This is a genomic window from Sorangium sp. So ce1153 (assembly GCF_051521595.1).
Classification (GTDB): Bacteria; Myxococcota_A; Polyangia; order Polyangiales; family Polyangiaceae; genus Sorangium.
Window position 1 is genome coordinate 14,720,422 of sequence record NZ_CP150361.1, and the last position, 19,906, is coordinate 14,740,327.

Annotated in this window: 17 protein-coding genes; 1 reads left to right on the plus strand and 16 read right to left on the minus strand. The window is 71.3% G+C overall.

The features are described 5' to 3' along the window. Positions 1-243: 243 nt before the first annotated feature. The 16 genes from WME85_RS53730 to WME85_RS53805 form a co-directional block, all read right to left on the minus strand. Positions 244-804, minus strand: a complete 561-nt coding sequence (locus WME85_RS53730; protein WP_437833865.1) for an imm11 family protein — start codon at positions 802-804, stop codon at positions 244-246. 40 nt (positions 805-844) lie between these two features. Then, positions 845-1,771, minus strand: a complete 927-nt coding sequence (locus WME85_RS53735; protein WP_437833867.1) for an AHH domain-containing protein — start codon at positions 1,769-1,771, stop codon at positions 845-847. Between the two features lie 23 nt (positions 1,772-1,794). Continuing rightward, positions 1,795-2,175 (minus strand): DUF4150 domain-containing protein, encoded by a 381-nt coding sequence (locus tag WME85_RS53740; RefSeq protein ID WP_437833870.1) that lies wholly within the window; start codon positions 2,173-2,175, stop codon positions 1,795-1,797. Between the two features lie 23 nt (positions 2,176-2,198). Further along, complete coding sequence (locus tag WME85_RS53745; RefSeq protein WP_437833872.1) at positions 2,199-3,257, minus strand: hypothetical protein; 1,059 nt, start codon at positions 3,255-3,257, stop codon at positions 2,199-2,201. Then, the gene (locus WME85_RS53750; RefSeq protein ID WP_437833874.1) at positions 3,257-4,288 is read right to left on the minus strand and encodes a DUF2169 family type VI secretion system accessory protein; all 1,032 of its coding nucleotides are present in this window, start codon (positions 4,286-4,288) and stop codon (positions 3,257-3,259) included. The genes WME85_RS53745 and WME85_RS53750 overlap by 1 nt, the downstream gene beginning before the upstream one ends. Positions 4,289-4,345: 57 nt before the next feature. Next, the gene (tssG, locus tag WME85_RS53755; RefSeq protein WP_437833876.1) at positions 4,346-5,422 is read right to left on the minus strand and encodes a type VI secretion system baseplate subunit TssG; all 1,077 of its coding nucleotides are present in this window, start codon (positions 5,420-5,422) and stop codon (positions 4,346-4,348) included. Then, complete coding sequence (gene tssF / locus WME85_RS53760; RefSeq protein ID WP_437833879.1) at positions 5,386-7,188, minus strand: type VI secretion system baseplate subunit TssF; 1,803 nt, start codon at positions 7,186-7,188, stop codon at positions 5,386-5,388. The genes tssG and tssF overlap by 37 nt, the downstream gene beginning before the upstream one ends. Continuing rightward, complete coding sequence (gene tssE / locus WME85_RS53765; protein ID WP_437833881.1) at positions 7,185-7,646, minus strand: type VI secretion system baseplate subunit TssE; 462 nt, start codon at positions 7,644-7,646, stop codon at positions 7,185-7,187. Before tssE ends, tssF begins: the two co-directional genes overlap by 4 nt. A gap of 60 nt (positions 7,647-7,706) precedes the next feature. Continuing rightward, positions 7,707-8,195: an Hcp family type VI secretion system effector gene (locus WME85_RS53770; protein ID WP_437306873.1), complete on the minus strand. Its 489-nt coding sequence runs from the start codon at positions 8,193-8,195 to the stop codon at positions 7,707-7,709. 94 nt (positions 8,196-8,289) lie between these two features. Then, positions 8,290-9,777: a type VI secretion system contractile sheath large subunit gene (tssC, locus tag WME85_RS53775; protein ID WP_437833884.1), complete on the minus strand. Its 1,488-nt coding sequence runs from the start codon at positions 9,775-9,777 to the stop codon at positions 8,290-8,292. Between the two features lie 32 nt (positions 9,778-9,809). After that, positions 9,810-10,316 carry a type VI secretion system contractile sheath small subunit gene (tssB, locus tag WME85_RS53780; RefSeq protein ID WP_437833887.1) on the minus strand — a complete coding sequence of 169 codons (507 nt, stop codon included), beginning with the start codon at positions 10,314-10,316 and terminating at the stop codon, positions 9,810-9,812. 132 nt (positions 10,317-10,448) lie between these two features. Continuing rightward, positions 10,449-11,498, minus strand: coding sequence for a type VI secretion system protein TssA (gene tssA, locus WME85_RS53785; RefSeq protein ID WP_437833890.1), 1,050 nt, complete (start codon positions 11,496-11,498; stop codon positions 10,449-10,451). Between the two features lie 29 nt (positions 11,499-11,527). Next, positions 11,528-15,529 (minus strand): type VI secretion system protein, encoded by a 4,002-nt coding sequence (locus tag WME85_RS53790; RefSeq protein ID WP_437833893.1) that lies wholly within the window; start codon positions 15,527-15,529, stop codon positions 11,528-11,530. Next, the gene (locus WME85_RS53795) at positions 15,526-16,329 is read right to left on the minus strand and encodes a DotU family type IV/VI secretion system protein (protein WP_437833896.1); all 804 of its coding nucleotides are present in this window, start codon (positions 16,327-16,329) and stop codon (positions 15,526-15,528) included. The genes WME85_RS53790 and WME85_RS53795 overlap by 4 nt, the downstream gene beginning before the upstream one ends. Then, positions 16,326-17,669 (minus strand): type VI secretion system baseplate subunit TssK, encoded by a 1,344-nt coding sequence (gene tssK, locus WME85_RS53800; protein ID WP_437833899.1) that lies wholly within the window; start codon positions 17,667-17,669, stop codon positions 16,326-16,328. Before tssK ends, WME85_RS53795 begins: the two co-directional genes overlap by 4 nt. 103 nt (positions 17,670-17,772) lie before the next feature. Beyond that, complete coding sequence (locus tag WME85_RS53805; protein ID WP_437833902.1) at positions 17,773-18,168, minus strand: type VI secretion protein; 396 nt, start codon at positions 18,166-18,168, stop codon at positions 17,773-17,775. A 620-nt stretch (positions 18,169-18,788) separates the two neighbouring features. Between WME85_RS53805 and WME85_RS53810 the strand changes: the two genes are divergently transcribed. Further along, a complete protein-coding gene (locus WME85_RS53810) occupies positions 18,789-19,805 on the plus strand; it encodes a tetratricopeptide repeat protein (protein WP_437833905.1) in 1,017 nt (338 codons plus the stop codon). Positions 19,806-19,906: the final 101 nt, after the last annotated feature.

Below are 19,906 nucleotides of genomic sequence, written 5' to 3' on the forward strand. Positions count from 1 at the left end.
CCTATGGGGGCGTGCGGCCTCTTCTCGCCGAGCGCTTCCCTGCCAGCGGGCTCGCGTGCGTACACCGTTACCGGGGTCTTGACCACGAGCCGCGCGGCGAACGAGCAGATCGTCGTAATGCTTGCGATGGCCGATTCGGCGGCCGAGCGCGCAGCTGTAAGCGGGTGCATCAAGCCTTGCTGCCGCTGTGATGGAGAGGGCGCGGCGCCGACATCCCAGGCAGCCTGGAGCGGGGCGAGCTTATCATCCGACGTAGTCCGCCGGATCCAACAGCGTCAGACCGAGCTCGCTCCTCGCGCGGAGGTGCGACGCGACCTTCTCATGCACGAGGACTGTGCTCGCGGATTGGGCGAGCCGGAAGAGGAGGTGTCCCGCCGCCTTCTGCTCATCGATGACCAGGCTCTCGAAAATAACCGTGATCATCGGCCCGTCGGGCGCGTCGAGCACGATCGATTTCTCCATGTCCGCCGCGTCCATGGCACCGATGATGTTGACGGCCAGGTAATCATGGCAGTCCGGAGCACCCTTCGTAGATCGGATCATCACAGGATACGTGTCGAGGTTGTCGACGCCCACCTCCTCAAGCGCTGCGATGAGACGCTTGGCCATCAGTACCGGGCCATGGACATAGTAGGCCACTCGCCGCCCGTGTTCGTTCTCCGGAACCCAGGTGAGTTCGAGCGGATTCGGCGGCGCCGAGGAGAAGCGCGCGCCGGTCAACCAGCTCGCGCGAAAGCGCGGATCAGGGCGGAAGTCTGCCAGCGTCTCCGATGGGTCTACCGGGTTCTGTAACACGAAGTACATTTGCTATGCCTCGGGGGGTGCGCGGACGCGCTGTTCGTTGTCAGCCATAGAGATCGTTTTTTGTCAGCGGTTTCATCGCGTACATGCGCGCAAATTCCGACGTGTACACGATGCGCCACATCCGGCTCGGCGGGGCCTTGAGTATCTGTCGAATCGTCTTGGAGAGGGTGTTCAGCCGGAAGACCAGCATGTAGGGAGGCGCCTTTTTGCCATCGCCCTTGCATTTTTCGCACATATCGATTTTCGATTGGATGTACGCGTCTATTCCGTTAAGTCGCTCGATCACCCAGGTGTTGTAGTTCGAGTGGGCGTCGTGGAACTGAGCCTGCACCCCTTCGAAATCCATGGCCTGCTGCGTGTATCGGCGCAGGAAGAGCGTCGTGTAGGTCGCCTTGTCTTCGTGGCTCTTGGCGCGTTCCGAGAGTTCTTCCCAGGATAGCCCCTTCTGCGAGGGCACGTCCTCTTCATCGTGGATGACGATCTTCTGCGCCTTGCCCATTGCGCGAGACATGATCTGATGCGTCGGCAACCAGATGCCGTTCTCCGAGCCGTCCACATCGTAGCCGATGTCACTCTTGATGAGTCCATTCTCCTCCCAGATGAAGCGAGCGAGGCCCGAATGCGGGAGGCTCGCCTCGCCGGGAATTATATGGTGCGCCGCGATGGACAGCGGATAGTTTTGGTCGCAGATAGATATCGGTGCTTTCCCCTCGTCGAGTGGCGAGTTGCCTTTGTCAGGCTCGGGCCGCTCAAGATTTTTATCCTTGTTCTCGCTCTTCTGAAAATTCTCGCCTGACTGCGTCCACATTCGCGTGCTGCGCCCTGTCTTCATGGCCTCGCGGAGCTGGGGCACGCTCTTCGCCCCCTTCTTCTTTCCATCAAACCCCTTGCTGTCGGAGTGTGGCTCCATCGGGCATGCGTCGCCGTCCGCGAACGTTGCGAAAGCCGTGGTTTCTCCAATTTCCATATATTGCCTTGCAAGAGGTTTGCCTATCCCATCATGTTCTTCTTGTTATGGAACAGCGGATCCCCCAGCCTGCACACGTTCTTCCCCTCGAGCTTCACGTCGAACGAGTACATCATGAACTCGCACTCCCCCCGATTGCACCCGCTCATCACGCCGCCGGCCGTCCCCGCCTCGTCGCCGCTCGACTTCGCGTACTTGGCCCCCTTCACCATCGGCATCTTCCCATCGCAGGTGACCTTCTTCGGGCCGTCCGACGTGTCCGATGCCTGCCCGATGTTCGGGTAGGGGATCGGCACCGGTCCGCCCGGGGTCGGCGTCTTGCAGACGTCGGGGAACACCATGCTCATGCCGCCGCTCTGCTTGTGGACCACACCGCGCATGTTCGCGAACACCGTCGTTCCCATCGCTCGTTCCTTCCGCTCCGGGATCAGCCCCTGTCCAGGATCGCCGCCCCGCGCGCCGCCAGATCCGACGGCGCCCACACGAGGCAGCGCGGCGGCCGGTGGCCCTCCGCCAGCGACAGCGCCGCCAGGCCCACCAGCATGGCACCGAGCGCCGCGCCCGCGTCGCCCAAGCAGTCGGCCGGGTGCTCCATCGCGAAATCGTCGGCGATCTTCTTCCTGTGCCGCGCCATCGCCACCCCCCACTCCTTGGCGAAGAAGTTCTCGCCATTGAAGCCGGCGTAGACCGTCCGTATCGGGTCGCCAGGCGCGGCCGCGAACGCTGCCTTGAGCGCTGCGTCCAGTCCCTCGCCACGGTACGCTGCCCCCTGGTTGTAGCGGTGCCCTTCCTCCTCGGCCGTGCCCACCGAGACGACCCGCGACAGCGGCGCTCTCCCTGGCCCGGCCCCCGGCCGCGCCAGCAGCAGGAACGCCGCGCCCTCCCCCGGGGTGAAGCCGTCGAAGATCCCCGGCGCGCGCAGCCGCTCCTCGAGGTCCAGCGTCCCGAGCAAGTACAGGTCGAGGAGCGTATCCACACCGCCCACCACGACGCGATCGTACCGGCGCGCGGACAGCCCCTCCAGCGCCGCAGCGAGCGCGAGAAAGACGCCCGCCCGTCCCGCCGGGAACACCCGGCTGCGCCCGAGATCGAGCTTCACGTCCGCCTGCACCACGAGGTGCTCCAGGAACGCCGGCCCCACCGGCGCAGCGCGGCCCTCCGGGAACGCCTCGGGCCCCGCGAGCAGCACCGCTGCCGGCCCGGGCGGCGCGCCCTCGAGGCACGCGCGCAGCGCTGGCCCCGCGAGGCGCAGCATCCGGATCTGCCGCGCGGTCAGCCCGGAGAGCTCCTCCAGCGCAGGCGCGAGCGGCGGCAGATCCGGCGTCGCCACGAGCGCCATCGCCAGCGGATTGAAGCGGCGATCCAGGACCGAGGTCTCCTGGAACCGGCATATCCCCGCCCGCACCGCAGCGCTCGTCACCTCGGCGCTCAGCCCGACGGAGCTCACCATGCCGACCCGCAGGATGTCCGCGCCCTGAGCCGCCATCACGCCCTCCGCCCGCTCAGCTCGAGGCGCTTCGCGTCGATCTCCACCAGCCTCACCTTGAGCGCCCTCTTGTCGCAGCCCACCGCGCCCAGCCACACGAGCCCGATCCGCCCCTCACCGGGCTCCATCACCACCGTCTGCAGCCGCATCGGCGGTCGCTCGACGTCGCGATCGATCGTGACCCGCACGTCGAGCTCGCACAGCGGCAGCCGCGCCTCCCATGGATCCGGCGCGGCGTTCTGCACCTTGACCGGCTCGCCGCCGCGCAGGTGGCCCGGGCACACCAGGCCCGGCGAGGCCGCATTGAAGAAGCGCGCGTCGAAGTCCTCCGGCAGGTACGGCGCGCGCGTCTCCTGCCACGCTTCGTCGTAGGTCCCCGCATACCGCCGGCGCGGCTCCCACGAGGGCGCGATGCAGCCGAAACCCGCCGGCGGCGGGCGGTCGCGCGCGCTGGAGATGAGGTGCGCCGGGTCCTCCAGGTTGGGCAGCCGCCGCACCGCCTTCTCGGGCGGGGCGCTCCGCAGGCCGAACCCGACGCCCACCGGGTTGCGCTGATCGATCTCCAGCGGGCCCTTCTCGGGATCGTGCTTGAGCACGCCGCCAAAGGCGCGCTCGTAGACGAGCGGCGCGCGCTCGAACGGGACGGGCGGCGAGATGCGGAGGTCCATCGGGCCGCGCCACTCGCGATCGCCGAAGACGCGGACCACCTTGGCGACCGGGCCGACCACGAGCGATACGTCGAGCGACGGCACCGGACGCCCATTCGGCGCCCACGCCTCGCCGAGCAGCACCACGTCCGTCGCCGGCTTGCCGAGGTGGACGTCGGCCGCGTGCTTCAGGCTGCTCTGCCCCGGCTCGCCCCAGTACTCGTCCGCGAGCTTCAGCGGCTCCTGCGCCTCGGCGACGCGCACCGCGCCGCCGCGGAGAGCGAAGGTCGCGCGGACCGCGACGTACAGCGTGTCCACCCCGTGAGCGTCCGGGAAGAGCGCGATGCTGGCCTTGAAAGGGGTCTGGTTTCGAAGCTGGAGCATCGGTGTTCGGCGTCCCGCGCGGAGGAACAGAGCATATCGGCCTTGTCTTGAGAGCCCTCAGCCGGATCGCGGAGCCGCCGCCCCCCCCGCGTGCGGCGAGCTCGTGCCCTGCAGCGCCGCCCCCCGCAGCCTCTTCTCCACCGGCTCCCGCCTCCGCCCGCCCCCCCCGAGGCACGCCGTCGAGCCGAGCCGCGCCCCGTGCCGCCGCCCCAGGCGCGCCGCCGGCGCCTCCTCGGCGCGGAGCCGCAGCAGCACCGTGAAGCTCAGGACCTCGCCCGCGTAGAAGCGCGTCAGCGCGCAGAGCGGCCCGAGCAGCTCCCCGCCCGGCAAGAAGCGCAGGTAATCGCGGAGCGACAGCGGCCCTACCACGAGCTCGAACCCCGCCTCCTGATCCCACGCCCGCCGCCCCAGGGTCGCCCCTCGCCCCAGCCCCCGGTTGCGCCCGGAAGGCCCGATCGCCGTCCGATCGCGCTCCTCGATCGGATGGTACGCCCCCGTCAGCGGGACCCCCTCGACCGGCACGCCCAGGTGGTGCCGCAGCAGCCCCGCCAAGCCCGCCATCGGCCGCACCTCCCGCGCCGGCAGCGCCGCCGGCTCCAGCAGCGCGCGGTCGCTCACCGCGAGCCTGTCGCGCAGCGACGGCAGCCCGAGGCCGATCAGCGCATGGAGGTACCGCGCGGCGTCGTCCTGCTCCGGCGACGCCACGCCGAGCCCGATCCGGTGCCGCTTGCGGCTGCGGTAGGCCAGCGAGATCAACCGGTGGTTGAAGATGTCGAGGAAGTCGCGGAGCGCGAGATCCCGCCGCGCCGCGCGCTGGTACACGAGCTCCGCGAACGGCGGCGGCAGCGGCCCGAGCGCGCCCGCGAGGCTCATGAAGCTCACCGTCATCGCCGCCGGCTCGCCCTCGCGCGCAGGCCGCTCGACGCGGACCACGTCCGTCTCGGGGAACGCGAGGTCGACCGTCCCGCGGAACCGCACCGCCTCGGCGCCAGGCTCCGCGCCCTCGCCCACGCTCCGGCTCCCCTCGGCGCGCGCCTCGAGCAGCGCCACCGCCTGGAAGAAATCGAAGCGGCGGCCCTCGGCGAAGAGCCAGTCCTCTAGAGAAGCGCCTTTGTCCCGGCCATCGGTCGCCATCGCTTCCATACCTCCGCGCGCCCGGTGCTCTTCAGCACGAGCTCCGTGAACGAGTTGATGTGCGCCTGGAGCGAGAGATAACGGCTCAGCACCTCCGCGAAAAGAAGCGGGCTCGAGCCCACGAACTGCTCCTCGTCCAGCGTCAGCGTCACCTCGGTGCCCCGGCAGAACCCGCGCCACGCGTCCGCGCCGACACGCCGGGTAACCACCCGCGCGGACAGGTCCGCGATGCCCTGGATCTGGCGCTCCGCCTCGGGAATGGACGCGAAAAGATAGACCCGCAAGATCTCCTTCAGCGCGTCGGTGCCGCCGGGACCGGAGAGCGAGAGGTGATTGAGCGAGAGGTTGGAGACGAGCCGCCAGAGCGCCTGTCCGCCGAGCGGCGGATCGCGCTGCGGCGTCGGCTTGGTCAGGCACGTGATGCGGCCCATGGCGGCGCCGCGCTCCAGGGAGAGCGGCACGCCGGCGGACATCTCCTCCGGGAGGTCGCGGTTCGTGCACAGCACCGACGCGTACACCGCCCGCGAGGACGGCCTCCGCGGCGAGAAGTCGAGATCGACGAACGACAGCACCACGTCCGTGCCAGGCACGTCCTCGCGCGACGTCGCGAGGCGGCGAGCATGCCAGAACGCCCGCGGGCCCGCGCCCTCGACATGGTGCGTGAACGAGAAGAAGGGCGCGTACTCGACCTGCTCCGCCTCGCCGGGCGCCGTGGCCGTGACCTTGTTGATCGAGTGGATCTCGGTCGTGCGCTCGCGGCGCGCGTCCGCGACCAGCCGGTACTCCGGGAAGCGGTGATCGACCCGGATCGGCTCGGTCGTCCGCGGGAACAGGTTGATGATCGGCGCGCAACCGAGCCGGAAGGTGTCGGCCCGCAACACAAGGCTCGCCGGCGGGCGCTGGTCGAGCAGGAACAGGAGGTCGCACGCCGTGCCCTCGGGCAGGCGCGTGAGCTCGACGTCGAAGAAGAGGAACTTCTCCGGAAAGGCGAAGTACTCCTGGATGAGCCGGTGCCCGGCGGGCGCGTACACAGGGTAGGGGAGGGCCGCCTCGTCCGGCTCGAAGCCGACCGCATGGAGGCGCGCCTCGGCGAGGTCGCGCCCGCCGCCGCCGCCGGCGCAGAGCACGCGCAGCGTGTGGCCGAACAGCAGCTCGTACATGCGGTAGCCGCTCAGGCCCCCGCCGCTCAGGAAGAAGCGCAGCCGCTTCACCCCGAGCGCGCGCAGCGGAGGGCCGCCGCTCCGCAGGCGGATGCGGAGCGCGGCCATCACACCCCCGCTGCCCGGCGGCAGGTCCAGCGCTTCCGGCGCGCCGAGGCTGGCGCTCTCGATCTCGATCGGCCAGAGCGTGACCGGGGCGCACGTCCGGAAGCGGCAGGTCTGGCCGCCGCGCGCCTCCGCGAAGAGCGGCGTGTGCCGCTCGATCACGTGGCCCGAGGTCAGCTTGCTGTCCTTCGGGCTCACCTCGAACGCCGCGATTGCCATCGACGGGACGGGAGAGAGCAGCGGCGGATAGAGCACGCCGAGCAGCGCGGTGGTCAGCTCCGGGAGATCGCTGTCGAGGCGGCGCTGGAGGCGCGCGGTGAGGAACGCGAACGCCTCGAGGAGGCGCTCGACGTGCGGATCGGCGGCGTGGCGGCCCTCCAGGCCGAGGCGCGCGGCGATCTTGGGGTACGCCGCCGCGAACTCGGCGCCGCGCTCGCGCAGGTAAGCGAGCTCGCGCGCGTAGAGATCGAGCAGCTCCGCGTCCTGGTCGCTCGCGCTCATCCGGCCTCGGGCAGCGGCAGGGTGAAGCTGAGCGGCTCGCGGACCCGGTCGGTGACGAGCACCGCGCGGACGGCGACCTGGTGGCGCGTATCGCCCTCCGCGGGCTCGAGCAGCTCGATCTCGACCCGCGCGAGGCGCGGCTCGTACGCCTCGATCGTCTGCCGCACGAGCCGCGCGACGCGGAGCCGCTCTTCCTTGATCGAGGCGCGGCCGCCGAGATCCAGGTCCGGCAGGCCGTAGTCGACGACCGTGCGCTGGCGCGAGAGGGCCACGTCCCCCGGCACGGGGCAGCGCGTGCCGAGGAGCCGCTCGAGCTCGCGGCGCACGGACGCGCGCAGCGCGTCGAGGTCATGGCTGCGCTTCGGCCGCGCCTCGCTGCGCTGCGATGGATCCTCGTCGATCAGGCGATCGAAGAGCGGCACGCGCCCCGCGTCCGCTGCTCCCCAGCTATCGTCCATCTCGCGTCTCGCGCCCTCGCCCGGAAGGCCGGCGCGGCGGTGCGCCGCCGGCCCCGCGGATCACTTGCCCTTGTTCTCTTCGAGGCTGAAGCTTGCCGAGCTCTTGCCCTTCGCGCCGCCCGGCGCCTCCTGCTTCTGCTGCGCGTACTCCCAGGTGATCTTCTTGTAGCTGAAGGTGATGTTCTCGATCGGCTGATCCGAGCCGCCCGTCACCGAGACGGAGGTCAGGATGCAGCTCTCGAGCGTGTACACCATGTACTTGTGCGGGGTGCCGGCCGCGTCGGCCTTCCACAGGTGCACCTTGATCGATTTGATGTCCTCGCCGCCGCAGCACTTGAGGTTGAGCGTCGGCGAGGCGAGGTCGAGGTACTTCGTGATCGCGAAGTCGTTGTGGACGCAGCGGCCGCTCGCGCGGCTCGTGTTCGACGGCCCGGCCGTGAGCGGCATCGCCACGCCGTGATTGAAGGACAGGAGCTCGATCATGTCCTTGCCCTGAGCCGACGTGCTCTCACCCTTGATACCATCTATTTCCAGGTAAACGTTCTGCATGGTTCATCCCTCCTCTACTACCCACGATTCCCAACGATTGTGCAGGCGCGAGGCCCGAGCGCGGCCGCCCCCGGGCGGCGCGCGCCGCGCCTCTTCACGCCGCCGGCGGCGGCAGCTCCGCGACGAGCCGCATCGAGACCGTGAGCTCGTTCAGCTGGAAGTGCGGCTTGAGGAACACCACCGCGCGGTACGCGCCGGGCTTGCCAGGGACCTCGGAGACGTCGACCCGGGCCTCGCGCAGCGGCAGCCGCGCCTTGGTCTCCTGGCCGGCGCCGTCGTTGAGGAGCACGTAGTCGGCGATCCAGTTGTTGAGGTAGTTGGCGACGCCTTCCTGCGAGGTGAAGCTCCCGATCTTGTCGCGCATCAGCACCTTGATGTAATGCGCGAACCGGGACGCCGCGAGCACGTACGGGAGCTGCGCGCTCAGGCGGGCGTTCGCGTTCGCCTGCGGCAGGTTGTACGTCCTCGGTTTGTTCGTGGTGCTCCCGCCGAAGAAGGCCGCCTGCGCGCTGCCCTTCTTGTAGCAGAGCCCGATGAAGCCGAGCTCCGACAGCTCGTTCTCGCGCCGATCGGTGATGGCGACCTCGGTCGGGATCTTGGCGACGACGTCTCCCTCGCTCGTCTTGAACGTGTGCAGCGGGAGGTTCTCGACGAGGCCGCCGCCCTCGACGCCGCGGATCGCGGCGCACCAGCCGTAGAGCGCGAAGGCGTTCGTGATCCGCTGAGAGAGCGCGTAGGCCGCGTTCCCCCAGAGGAAGTTGCCGTCGCCCGCGCCCACCTGCTCCTCGTAATTGAACCCCTCGACCGGCGTGCCCTTCGGCCCGTACGGCAGGCGCATGAGGATGTGGGGGAGGACCAGCCCGACATAGCGCGAGTCCTCCGTCTCGCGGAACTCGCGCCACTTGACGAGCTGCGTGCTCTCGAAGACCTTCGCGAGGTCGCCGGGCACGCCGATCTGGGTGAAGCTCGGCATGTCGAAGAGCTCGGGCGACGCCGCCGCGATGAACGGCGCGTGCGCCGCGGCCGCCACCTTCGAGAGCTCGGTGAGGAGGTGGACGTCGGGGTTCGTCCCGTCGAACTCGTAGTCGCCGACGAGCAGCCCGTACGGCGCGCCCCCGAACGTGCCGTACTCCTCCTCGTACACCTTCTTGAAGAGCGCGCTCCGGTCGAAGTCCGCCGCGCCCTCGAAGTCCTTGCGCAGCTCGTCCTTCCTCACGTTGAGCACGCGCAGCTTCAGCCGCGTCGAGGTCTCGGTGTTCATGACGAGGTAGTTCAGCCCCCGCCAGCGCGCCTCGACCTTCTGGAACTCCTTGTGGTGCAGGATGGCGTCGAGCTGCGCGCTGATGCGCGCGTCGATCTCGGCGATGCGCGCCTCGATGGCCGCCACCGTGTCGCTCCCGATCTTCACCTTCTCATCGACGACCTGGCTCACGAACTCGTCGATGAGGTCGCGCGCGTGCTTCCGCTGCGGCTCCGCCTCGCCGCGGACCATCCCCTGGGCGAGGATCTGGTCGATCAGGCTCGCCTCCCCGGTAGGCGCCGCGGCCGCCGAGCCGATCCCCTGAGTGCTTTCATTCGCCATGGCTCTCTCCCTTCCCGTCCAAACGCCTCAGCTCAGCCGCCCCGGCTCTTCTCGAGCTCCTGCTTGAGCGCCTGGAGCTTGGTCGTGTCCTCGACGACCTGCTTGAGCAGCTCGCTCAGGTCGTCGTTGCCCTCGAGCTTCGCGAGCAGGTCGTTCAGCCGCTCCCGCGCGCGGAGCAGCGCGCGGAGCGGCTCGACCTGCTCCACGATCTGCTCGGGCCTGAAGTCATCCATGCTCGAGAAGGAGAGGTTGAGCTTCAGCTTGCCGCCGTCGCTCGTCAGCTTGTTGTCGACGAGGCACGTGACCTCCGGCGCCACCGCCGAGAGCACCTCGTTGAAGTTGTCGCGGTCGATCTCCACGAACTTGCGGTCCTTGAGCTTCGGCCGCGGCGCCTCGGAGGTGCCGGACAGGTCGCTCATGATCCCGACCACGAAGGGGATCTCCTTCTTCTCGATCGCGCCGCCGGTCTCGACATCGTAGGTGATCTGCACCCGCGGTGGTCGGTTCCTGCTCAGCCACTGCTGCTTGCTCTCTGCCATCGTCGTTCCTCTCTCCCGCGGCCTCGGTCGAGCGTGCATCTCGCGCGGACGCTCCCCCAGGGGCCATTCCACCCTCGCGCAGCCGGTCCGGCCCGATCCGCGGATCGGGCCGGAGCCGGCGAGTTCACGTGATCACCCGCCATCGCCTTCCTCTCGCCCGCGGATGCCGAGGAGCCGGTAGATCGCGACGAGATCGTCGGCGCCGGACACGAACTCGGCGAGCACCTCCGCGAGCGACATGTTGCCCCAGGAGATGGCGCGCTTCACGAGGTAAGGGACCGGGCTGTGCGGCTCGGTGCGCAGCAGGTAGTCGGCCGCCTCGTTGAGCTGCCGATACGCCTCGATGCGGCTCTGGATGGCCGCGCCGGCGCCACGCGCAGGGGCAGGGCCGGCCGCGCCCTGCGCGGGGGGATCGCCCGTCGCGGGCGCCGGCGCGCCGCCGGGCTCGCCGACGGCCGCCGTGGTCATGGCGTCGAGCAGCCGCAGCGCGCCGCGCGTCCGGTGGAGGACCGGCGGCCGGTCCATCCGCGCCGCGAGGCTCCGCTCCAGCGCCTCGGCCGCGGAGAGCCCCGCGCGCGCGTCGCCCTGGAGCGCCGCCCACCGCGACCGATCGACGAGCGAGAGACGCGCGGCGAGGGACTCGGGGGAGCGCGCGCCGTCGGCCGAGCCGAGGCCGTCGATGCGGCCGGCCTCCCAGTCGGCCAGCGTGCTGGCGGGCCGATCCTCGCTGCCGTCGATCAGCGCCAGGTGCCGGAGCCTCCGCGAGAGCGCCTCGTCCAGCCAGCCGACGAGGTTGCCCCGGGCCTCGAGGCCGTCGTCGTCGAGCGCGGGGAACATCGCGTCCCAGTGGCGATCGCAGAGCCCCGCGATCAGCCGCAGCCCCCTCGCCACCGCGCCGGGGCCGCCGAGCTGCGCCCAGGCATCCGCCAGCCAGACGGCGACCTGCAGGTCCTTGGAGCGGCGCTCGAGCGCCTCGGCGCAGAGCTCGGCCACGAGCTTCCAGTCCGCCGCCTTGAGGCGCGTCACCCACACGCCCTGGGGGAGCGTCGGATCGTCCTCGCGCCGGGCCTCGCGGATGCGGTCGTACGTGCCCTCGTAGCGGAGCGGCGCCCCCGCGGGCGCGGTCTCCGAGAGGGGGGCGAGGAGGCGCTCGATGTCGATCGCTGTCGTGTCGGTGGCCATGGGATCCGTGGGTTCGCTCTTGCTCCGCGCTACTCGGCGTCGAGCACGGGAGCTGCCGTCGGGAAGTCGGGGTACTTGAGCGGCTTGTCCTTCTCCTTGCCGACGAGGCCGAGCCGCACGAACACGCGCGCCACGCCGCCGGTCGCGCCGACCCGCTCCACCCAGCCCCCCGCGGGATCGGGGATCGTGAAGACGACCAGCTGGAGCAGGTTGGCGGCGGCGTCCTCCTTCTTCAGCTCCGCCTCCTCGACGGAGTTCGTGTGCATCGCGATGAGCCGGAGGAGCGACCAGGGACCGCGCTCCTCGAAGGTCACCGTCCGCTCCTTCGCGATCGTGCCGGCGCTCTGCTCGAGCGAGGGGATATCGGGGCTGTTCTTGGCCCACCGGAGCGTGAGCTGGACCGGGTCGCCGAGCCGCCAGGTGGCCGTGGGCTTCGGCCCGCCGAGGAACAGCCGCTCCTCGGCCACGCGCAGGCTCCACTCGGCGACCTGGTTGCCCGCCACCTCGCGCGCCTGGTTGACGCGGAAGCCGACCGTGACGTCGTACGAGCCGTCCATCGTCGCGTCCCCCTGCGCCCACATCGGCGCGAGGAACTCGCGCACCTTCTCGGTGCGGTCGAGGAAGCGCACGACGGCGCGGGCCGCGGCGCCGCCGCGCAGCGACAGCACGGGCCGGAAGCGCTTCCGGAAGTCGCTGGCGCTCTGGAGGAAGAGCCGGACGTCGTCCGGGTTCGCGTCCTCGCGGTCGACGCCCGGCTCGAGCCGCGCGAAGGGGAAGCGGTCCGCGAGCGATCGGTGGAACGCGCGGCGCAGGCTCGGGTACTTCGTGCGGATCTCGTCCTCGGCGAGCGTGGCGCACCGGTCGCGCAGCAGGACGAGGATGCGCCGGCGCCGCCTGGCGAAGTAATCGTCGGAGCGCACGTCGACCGGCACGCGCTCGAGCTGGGCGATGCAGGTCTCGAACGTGATCGCGGGCAGGTCGTTGAGGAGGAAGCGCTCCAGGGCGGCGACGCTGTTCCCTGCCTTCTTGCCCTCGTAGTCGCGGAGCGCCCCCGCGACGCGCTGCCAGGGCGCCATGCCGCTCACCGACTGCGCCTCGGCCCCGACCTCGGCGCTCTCCATCAGGGCGAGGACCGGCTCGGCGAGCGCGCGGGTGAGGGCGTCGGCGCGGCCTCGCTGGGCGACCGCGTACTCCGCGAGCTGCGCCCCGTCGCCCTCGGCGAGGCCGAACGCCTCGAACGCGGGGCTGCGCTCGCCGTTCCACCAGAGGAAGGTGCCGTTCTTCACCTCGTAGAGCCCTTCGGCCTCGAGCGCCCGGCTCGCGAGGGTGAGCAGGTGCCCGCCCTGGCCGCGCACGAGCGCGCGGACGCGGTCGCGCACCTCCTCCAGCCCGAGGCGCCCCGCGGCCCCCAGGATCTCCCGGAGCGGCTCGCCCGCGAGCGAGAGGCTGGCGACGTCGGCGCGCACCGTCTCGACGCGCCGCGACTCGCTCGGCGGCGGGGCCATCTCGCGGCGCGCGGCCTTGCCGACCGCGACGAGGACGCTGTCCCGCACGTTGCGCCGGGCGAGCTCCCCGAGCGTGCCCCGCACCTTCTCCGGGAACCGCTTGAGCCCCTCCTCCTGCGCGAACGCCTCGTACTCCTTGAGGAGCTTCACCCCCTCCTTGAGCTCCTCGAGGCTCCAGCTCAGGCGCGCGTCGTCGAGGCTCGCCGGCACCGGATCCGCGGCGTCCGCGGGCGCCATGAAGCGCTGGCGGAGGAGCGCGGCCGAGGGCTCTTTCAGGGCCGCGACGACGGGCGAGAGCTGGAGCTGCACCACGCCCTCCTTGCGCACCAGCAGGGGGCCGGAGAGCGCGGTCTCCGCGTCGCCGAGGTAGCTCTTCAGGAGCAGCAGCCGCCCCTCCCCGTCGTCCTTCACCAGGCCGTAGGCCTGAGCGCCGAGCAGCTTCGAGGCGCGCACCGCGTCGAGCAGGCGGTCGAGCGCGGGGTTCGGCGGGAGCTTGTCGGCCGCCACCCAGGAGAGGGTGGGCGCCGCGAGCCGCGCCTCGGTGCGCGCGATGGCGTCGTGGAGGGAGGCGAGGCTCTCGGTCCTGTAGTCGGGGCCGCCGCGTTCGAGCTCCTCCAGGCCGCGGACGAGCGCGATCACGTCCGCGCGCAGCGCGGCCTCGTCGAGCGCCCGCGACATGCGCTGGAAGAGCTGGGCGAAGAGGCGGTCGGCCTTGGCGCGCGCCGGATCGCGGTACGCGTCGAGGCCGAAGGGGAGGAGGGGCGAGACGGCGAGCAGCGCGCGCCGCTGGTAGGCCGTCGTGCGCGCGGGCAGCGACCGGTGCTGGAAGAGGGACTCGGCCAGATCCGTGACGCTGAGGACGCGCGCCTCGCCGATCTCCGCGGAGGGCTCCTTCGGCGGTCCGGCCGCGAGCGCGTCGAAGCGGGCCACCTGGCCCTCGAACGCGGCCACCTCGCGCAGCCACGCCTCGAGGACGGCGTACTCCGGCGTGCGCTCCAGGGTGGCCGCGGCGATCTCGGCCCCCTGGGGGAGCGACGTGGCCTCCGCGAGCAGCGGGCTGGTCCTCGCCTGGAGGCCCGTGCGGAAGGCGTCCAGGATCACCCGCTCGTAGGCGGTCGTGATCGCCTGCACGATGCGGGCGTCGATGCTGCTCAGCCACGATCCCGGGAGGATCACGGAGCGGAGCCGCTCGGTCTCGATCGCGCTGAGCCCCTGGAGGAGCCGGACGGAGCGCTCCCTGCGCACCGTGCCCGAGGGGTCGGCGCTCGGGTCCTCGAGCGTCATCTGGCGCAGGTCCGAGGAAAGGTCGCGCAGGAAGGGGAGCAGCGACGCGGCGTGGCGCTCCAGCCGGTTGCTCTCGAGCGCGAGGAAGATGCTGTAGAGGAGCGCGCCCGCTACGGTGGCCCAGCTGAGCGCGCGCAGGACGTTGCGCCGCCGCTTCAGCGCGAGGGGGGTCGGGCGCGCGAGGCTCGCTTCCGCGATCACCTTCCGCTCGAGGAGATCCCGCGCGAAGAGCGCGCGTCGAGCGGCGGGCCCCGGCGCGGGCGCCTCGGCCGGCGCGGGCTCGGGCTTCTCGAGGCCGACCCAGGACAGGCTGCGGACGGCGACGAGCTCGCCCCCGTCGTGCGCGCGGAGGAGCTCCTCCACGGCCGCTCTCAGGGGCTTGTGCAGCCTAGAGAGCGCCTCGGGGAAGAGGAAGTACGCCTCGGCGCCCTCGGCGAAGGGCCTGTCCGAAGCGAAGCGGCGCGCCTGGATCGTCGAGAGCGCCGCGCCCACGCTGTTCATCGCCTCGTCGACGAGGTCGGCGGTGCTCTCGACGGCCGAGGGCGCGCCCGGCTGGGCCCAGCCGAGGGTCGCCTCGCGGAGATCGGCGTCGAGCTCGCGCGCGAAGCGGTCGAACCCGGAGAGCCGATCGCACTGCGTGACCGCGAGGTGGACGGGGACGTGCATCCCGAGGAGGCGCTGGGCCTCGTCGAGCCGCTGGCGCAGCAGGGCGATCTGCCGCCGCTGGCCGGGCGCGGCGCCGTCGTCGTCGAGCAGGTCGCGGGTGGAGAGGGTGACGAGGACCCCGTCGACGGGCCGCTCCGGCCGCGCGCGCCGCATCGCCTCGAGGAGGGCGCGGAAGCCGGACGCGTGCGGCGCCGCTGCGCCCTGGGGCTCGCTCACGAGCAGGCTGCCGGCTGGCTCGACGAACATCGCCTGATCGAAGAGCCAAAGCTGGCAGGTGGCCGCGGCGCCGAGCGAGCGGGCGGGCACTCCGGCGCGCGGCCGGAGGCCCGAGCCGGCGAGCAGCGCGGATTTCCCGGCGCCAGGGGCGCCGAGCACGAGGAAGCACGGGACCTCCTCGGACGCTGTCCCGAGCGCCGCGCGCGCGGCGGCGAAGAGCCGCGTCATTTCGCGGGAGAGGTCGGCGTCGGCCGCCGCGCCCACGGGGGCGGGGCGCTTGCGGCGCGCGCGGAGGAAGAGCCCCAGCGCGAGGAGCGCTGCGGCGAGCAGCGCGAGGGCGGCCGCGAGCGGCCAGCTCACGAGGACGCCCCCTCGATGCGGTCGAGCGCCTCGACGACCTCGGAGGTGCGGTACGACCAGAGCAGCTGCGCGGCGAGCACCAGGCAGAGCGCGACCGCGGCGAGCGGCAAGATCCCTTGCCGCAGCGCGGGCAGCCGGCTGCGCGGCGCGCTCCCGAGGGTGTGCGCGTGGGCCAGGGGGCAGAGCTCGGTGGGCCGCTCTCCCAGGCCGGGGTCCACGCGCTGGAGGTGCCGGGCGAGCTCCTGCCGGTAGATCTCGGGCTCGCTGTGCCTGCCGAGCGCGCGGAACTTGCCCTGGAAGCCGAGGGCGAGCGCGGCGAGGTAGACGAGCAGGAGCGCGGACGGGGCCGTCGCGCGCCCGCTGAGCACGTCGTCGAGCTTGCGGAAGATGCGCTCGCCCGAGTCGTGGGTGTGGAAGACGTGCGCCTCCAGCGGGCGCTCTGCCCACGCGTGTCGGCCGCTCCAGTCGGCCGCGAGCAGGAGCTCGTCGGCCATGGCGGCCATGACGTACTGGGCGTCGTCGTAGGCGCGGAGCTCGTGCTTGGTGAGCTTGCGGCCGAGCGCGACGGCCTGCGCCTCGAGGAAGTCGACGAGACGCTGTCGCACCGTGTCGACGCCTGGCGCCAGCCCGCCGTGGGCGACCGCGATGAGCTGCCGCTGCCGCACGACCTCGGCGTAGAAGCCGTGGAAGGCGTCGAGCAGGAGCGTGCTCCCCGCGAGGGCGTGCGCGGGGCTGCCGTGAAGAGGCTCGCGGCCTTCCTGCCGTGGTGAATCCACGATGATCGGGGAGGCGGCCGTCATGCGCGCTCGTCGCCGGCCTTCACGTAGAGGACCAGCTCTGCGGGCCCGGCGGCCGCGGTGGGATCTCCCGTGTTGAAGAGGACGAGGGGCTCGTCGGGATCGACGTAGGGGCTCGACTCCTCGAGCTGGAAGAGCACGGTCCCGCTCGGCGCGATCAGGTCTTCGTAGCGGTCGACCCGCCGGCGTCCGACGCCGAGGACGCGGCTCTGCTGCATCTCGCGCGCGCGGCGGGCCGAGCCGATGAGCGCGCCCTCGATCCAGGCGACGAGCTCCTTCTCCGGCGCCCCGCGGCGGCCTCGCGCGGCGACGAGCACGGGCCGCCCGGCGAAGCGCCGCAGGAACTCCACCCGATAGCGCCCCTCGCCGAAGTCGAAGGCGTGCGCCGTGAACGACTCCAGGATGCCCTCGTCGACGAGGCGGAAGATGTGGTCGCGCGCGGCGCGGAAGCTGGCCCGCAGATCGTCGTGCTGGTAGGCGGGCAGCACGGGCGGGACGGGCGTCCTGGCGAGGGCGGCGAGCTGGCCGACGAGGGACGCGAGGGCGAGGTAGAGGGCGTAGGGGTGCGAGCGCCCCGTGCCCAGCGCGACCTCGAGCGGCGGCAGCGCGGCGACGAGGGCGTGGATCTGCCGGCGCAGGTCCGCGATCAGCTCTCGCTCCTTGGTCAGCGAGTGCGCGCCGAGCCGGTCGGCGAGCCGGAGCGCCTTTTCCCGGAGGCGGGCGACGATCTGCCCGCACATCGCGCCGAGCGGCGAGGTGAGGGGGACTGCCATGCAGGGCGGCAGGTACTCTGTACGCACGAACGCCTCGCCCTCGCGCCGCACCTCGGCGATGGGCAGGCACACGAAGCGGGCCGGGGGCGCGGCGGCGACCAGGAGCCGCGCGAGCGGGACGAGGCGCGGGACGGGGAGCGGCTCGTCACCCGTGTTGTCGTCCGGGATCGGCGCGCCTTCAATGGAGCGGTAGCGGGCGAACTCGCCGCCGACCGCGGCGCCGCCGAGGTGCTCTCTCGGGACGGCGAGATACGCCGTGAGCGGCCCGGCCGCGAGCTCGGCGGCGTGGGGCTTGAGGTCGACCTGGAGCTCGGGATCGCGCGTCGTGTGGTGAACGACGAGGTGGTCCGGGAGGATGGCCTCGATCTCGAGGAGGCGCAGCGTGCCGCTCGCGAGGAGGCCGGCGTCGATCTCGAGGTGGTGGACGCCGTGATGGAAGGGGTGGAGCTGCCCGAGGTGGTAGTCGAGGAGGCGCTCGGAGCGCCGCGCGGACTCCTGGAAGTGCTGCGGCGAGAGCAGCATGCCGTCGTGCCACTGGACGGCGGCGGGTACCTCGGCGGCGCGCCTCATGGCTGGGCGCCTCGAGCTCGGCGGCAGCGGATTGGCCGCCGGCGAGCGACAGAGCAGGAGGGGCGGTTGCGGAGGGCGTGGCCGCTGATCCGCGTCGTCGTCATCAATTGCCCTCCTCGGCGTCGAGCGTGGTCATGGAGAGATCATCCTCGCCGAGCGCGATCTGGAGCCGCTGGTGAGGACCGAGGCGGATGCGGTGGGGCCCGGGCGACCGATAATTGGCGAACACGAGGGCGTTCGCGTCGCGGGGGATCTCCACCAAGGCGGGCGGGGGCCTGTAGCCGGGCACGAATTCCCACTCCCACTCGGTGAACGCGTCACCGCCCGGGAAGTCGCGCCGCAGCTGATTCCTTTGCTCGTACCACTGCTTCGCCGACATCTCGGAGAGCCGCTCGAAGAGTTTTCGGTCATAAACAGCCAGGAGTGTCACGGGGATGGGCGAGTTGTGGTTCGCCTGCGCGGCGACATGGAACTCGATGATATGACGGGCTGGGACCAACCCGGCCCTGCAATCTGCGAGCGCGCAGGCCGCCAGCATGGCCCAGAGGGCATGGCGGAGCGATGTCCGGCGCCACCGGACGCCGGTCGCGTGCGGCATGTAAAAGATGGTAGACCCGGGCGCGACGCGCGTGGAAGAAAATTGCGGAGCGCTCGCGGCGGCACCAGAGGGATCGATGAGTTCGCCGGGTCGGCGCGGTACGGGAGCGCTGCATGACAGGCCCAGCAGAAACCGGATGCGGGCGAGAGGCGGGAGGCTGAACGCCGGGGGCGCTCTCCGGGGCGCCTCGGCGAACGCCGGATGTGCTTGATAGGTCAGCACTATTTGTCTCTGGAAGGAGAGGCGTTGTGCTGGTCGTCCTGGTGGAGGTGCGCGCGTTCCGTCGCTGCCGCGTCGCGGTGCGTGCGGACGAAGCTTGTTCAGGGGTCGCTGCCGCGACCGGACGTGGAGCTGTCCTCGCCCGAAGCGGGCGGCAACCTTCTTGCTGGGGGGACGACGTGTCCGATATGCTCGTTTCGATGTGCGCCGAGCATGGCCGCTTGTTGTTTCCTCCTCGACCCCAATCACAACTTCAGCGCAAGCGTCAAGCCCGGTGCCGGCAGCGTACTCCCAAAGGAGTAGTGGCCCTGCTCGGTGTCGCACTTCTAGGGGTGGCGGCGCCGGCCGTGGCGAGCGAGCCGGAAGAGCTCTTCGAGAGAGGGCTCGCGGATCTCCAGGCCGGCCGACACGGCGCGGCATGCGATGCGCTCCGCAAGAGCTACTGGTTGGAGAAGAGGCCACGGACGCTCTTCTATCTGGCCGAGTGCGAGGAGAGGGCGGGGCGCATCGCCACTGCGGCGCTCCACTATGACGAGTACCTCGATCTGTTCGAGCGCCTGTCCCCGCCGGAGCAGAAGGACGAGGCGGACCGGCAGAAGCTCGCGGTGGCGCGGCGCGACGCGCTGGACGCCGACATCCCACGGGTGACGTTCCGGCTGCCGGCCACGGTGCCGGCTGGGACGAAGGTGACGCGGTCGTCAAAGGCGAGCCCGGATCCGGTCCCGGTGAGGGTGGGGGTGCTGCTGCCCATCGATCCGGGCGAGCATTGGGTGAGGACGGAGGCCCCCGGAGCGCCGGCGCGGGACAAGCGGTTCTTCGTGAACAAGCGGCAGCGGCTCACGGTCGAGCTGACGGTGGCGGAGGCGGGGGAGGAGAGGAAGACGGTGCGGTACAGCGCGCCGACCGAGCCGGTGCCGTCGGTGCAGACGCCCCCGCTGGACGGGGGAACGGAAGGGCGTCGGACCATCATGTGGATCTCGGGATGTGTGGGCGTCGTCGGCGTCGCCGGCGGCATCACCGCGGGCGCGCTGACGTGGAGTCAGAAGGGTATCCTGGAGAGCAATTGCCGCGGCGGTGTCTGTAACAAGAAAGGCGAGAGTGCCGCCGATTTCGCCGGGGTCATGAGCCCTCTGAGCACGGTGAGCTTCACGGTGGGTGCTGTCGGACTGGGCGTGTGGGCGTTCCTGTATCTCACGCAGCCGGAGACCGCGCGGGTGGGGCGGAATCAGGGACCGCAGCTCGGGAGCTTGCCGGAACCTGCGCTTCGGGTTGGTCTGCAAGGGCGTGAGACGGTCGTGGAGGCGAGATGGGCATGGTAAGGCCGCAGCTACAGCGGAGGTCCACTCCGGGCGAGGCGATGCGCACGACAGGCGCGGGGCGCAGTCGGGGCGTCCTGGTGCGCCGCGCGCTGGTGCTCCTC

What these genes read in the sequence shown, in the direction of transcription:
- WME85_RS53730 (WP_437833865.1), bottom strand. Translation starts at nt 804, where the DNA reads ATGTACTTCGTGTTACAGAACCCGGTAGACCCATCGGAGACGCTGGCA.
- WME85_RS53735 (WP_437833867.1), bottom strand. Translation starts at nt 1,771, where the DNA reads ATGGAAATTGGAGAAACCACGGCTTTCGCAACGTTCGCGGACGGCGAC.
- WME85_RS53740 (WP_437833870.1), bottom strand. Translation starts at nt 2,175, where the DNA reads ATGGGAACGACGGTGTTCGCGAACATGCGCGGTGTGGTCCACAAGCAG.
- WME85_RS53745 (WP_437833872.1), bottom strand. Translation starts at nt 3,257, where the DNA reads ATGGCGGCTCAGGGCGCGGACATCCTGCGGGTCGGCATGGTGAGCTCC.
- WME85_RS53750 (WP_437833874.1), bottom strand. Translation starts at nt 4,288, where the DNA reads ATGCTCCAGCTTCGAAACCAGACCCCTTTCAAGGCCAGCATCGCGCTC.
- tssG (WP_437833876.1), bottom strand. Translation starts at nt 5,422, where the DNA reads ATGGCGACCGATGGCCGGGACAAAGGCGCTTCTCTAGAGGACTGGCTC.
- tssF (WP_437833879.1), bottom strand. Translation starts at nt 7,188, where the DNA reads ATGAGCGCGAGCGACCAGGACGCGGAGCTGCTCGATCTCTACGCGCGC.
- tssE (WP_437833881.1), bottom strand. Translation starts at nt 7,646, where the DNA reads ATGGACGATAGCTGGGGAGCAGCGGACGCGGGGCGCGTGCCGCTCTTC.
- WME85_RS53770 (WP_437306873.1), bottom strand. Translation starts at nt 8,195, where the DNA reads ATGCAGAACGTTTACCTGGAAATAGATGGTATCAAGGGTGAGAGCACG.
- tssC (WP_437833884.1), bottom strand. Translation starts at nt 9,777, where the DNA reads ATGGCGAATGAAAGCACTCAGGGGATCGGCTCGGCGGCCGCGGCGCCT.
- tssB (WP_437833887.1), bottom strand. Translation starts at nt 10,316, where the DNA reads ATGGCAGAGAGCAAGCAGCAGTGGCTGAGCAGGAACCGACCACCGCGG.
- tssA (WP_437833890.1), bottom strand. Translation starts at nt 11,498, where the DNA reads ATGGCCACCGACACGACAGCGATCGACATCGAGCGCCTCCTCGCCCCC.
- WME85_RS53795 (WP_437833896.1), bottom strand. Translation starts at nt 16,329, where the DNA reads ATGACGGCCGCCTCCCCGATCATCGTGGATTCACCACGGCAGGAAGGC.
- tssK (WP_437833899.1), bottom strand. Translation starts at nt 17,669, where the DNA reads ATGAGGCGCGCCGCCGAGGTACCCGCCGCCGTCCAGTGGCACGACGGC.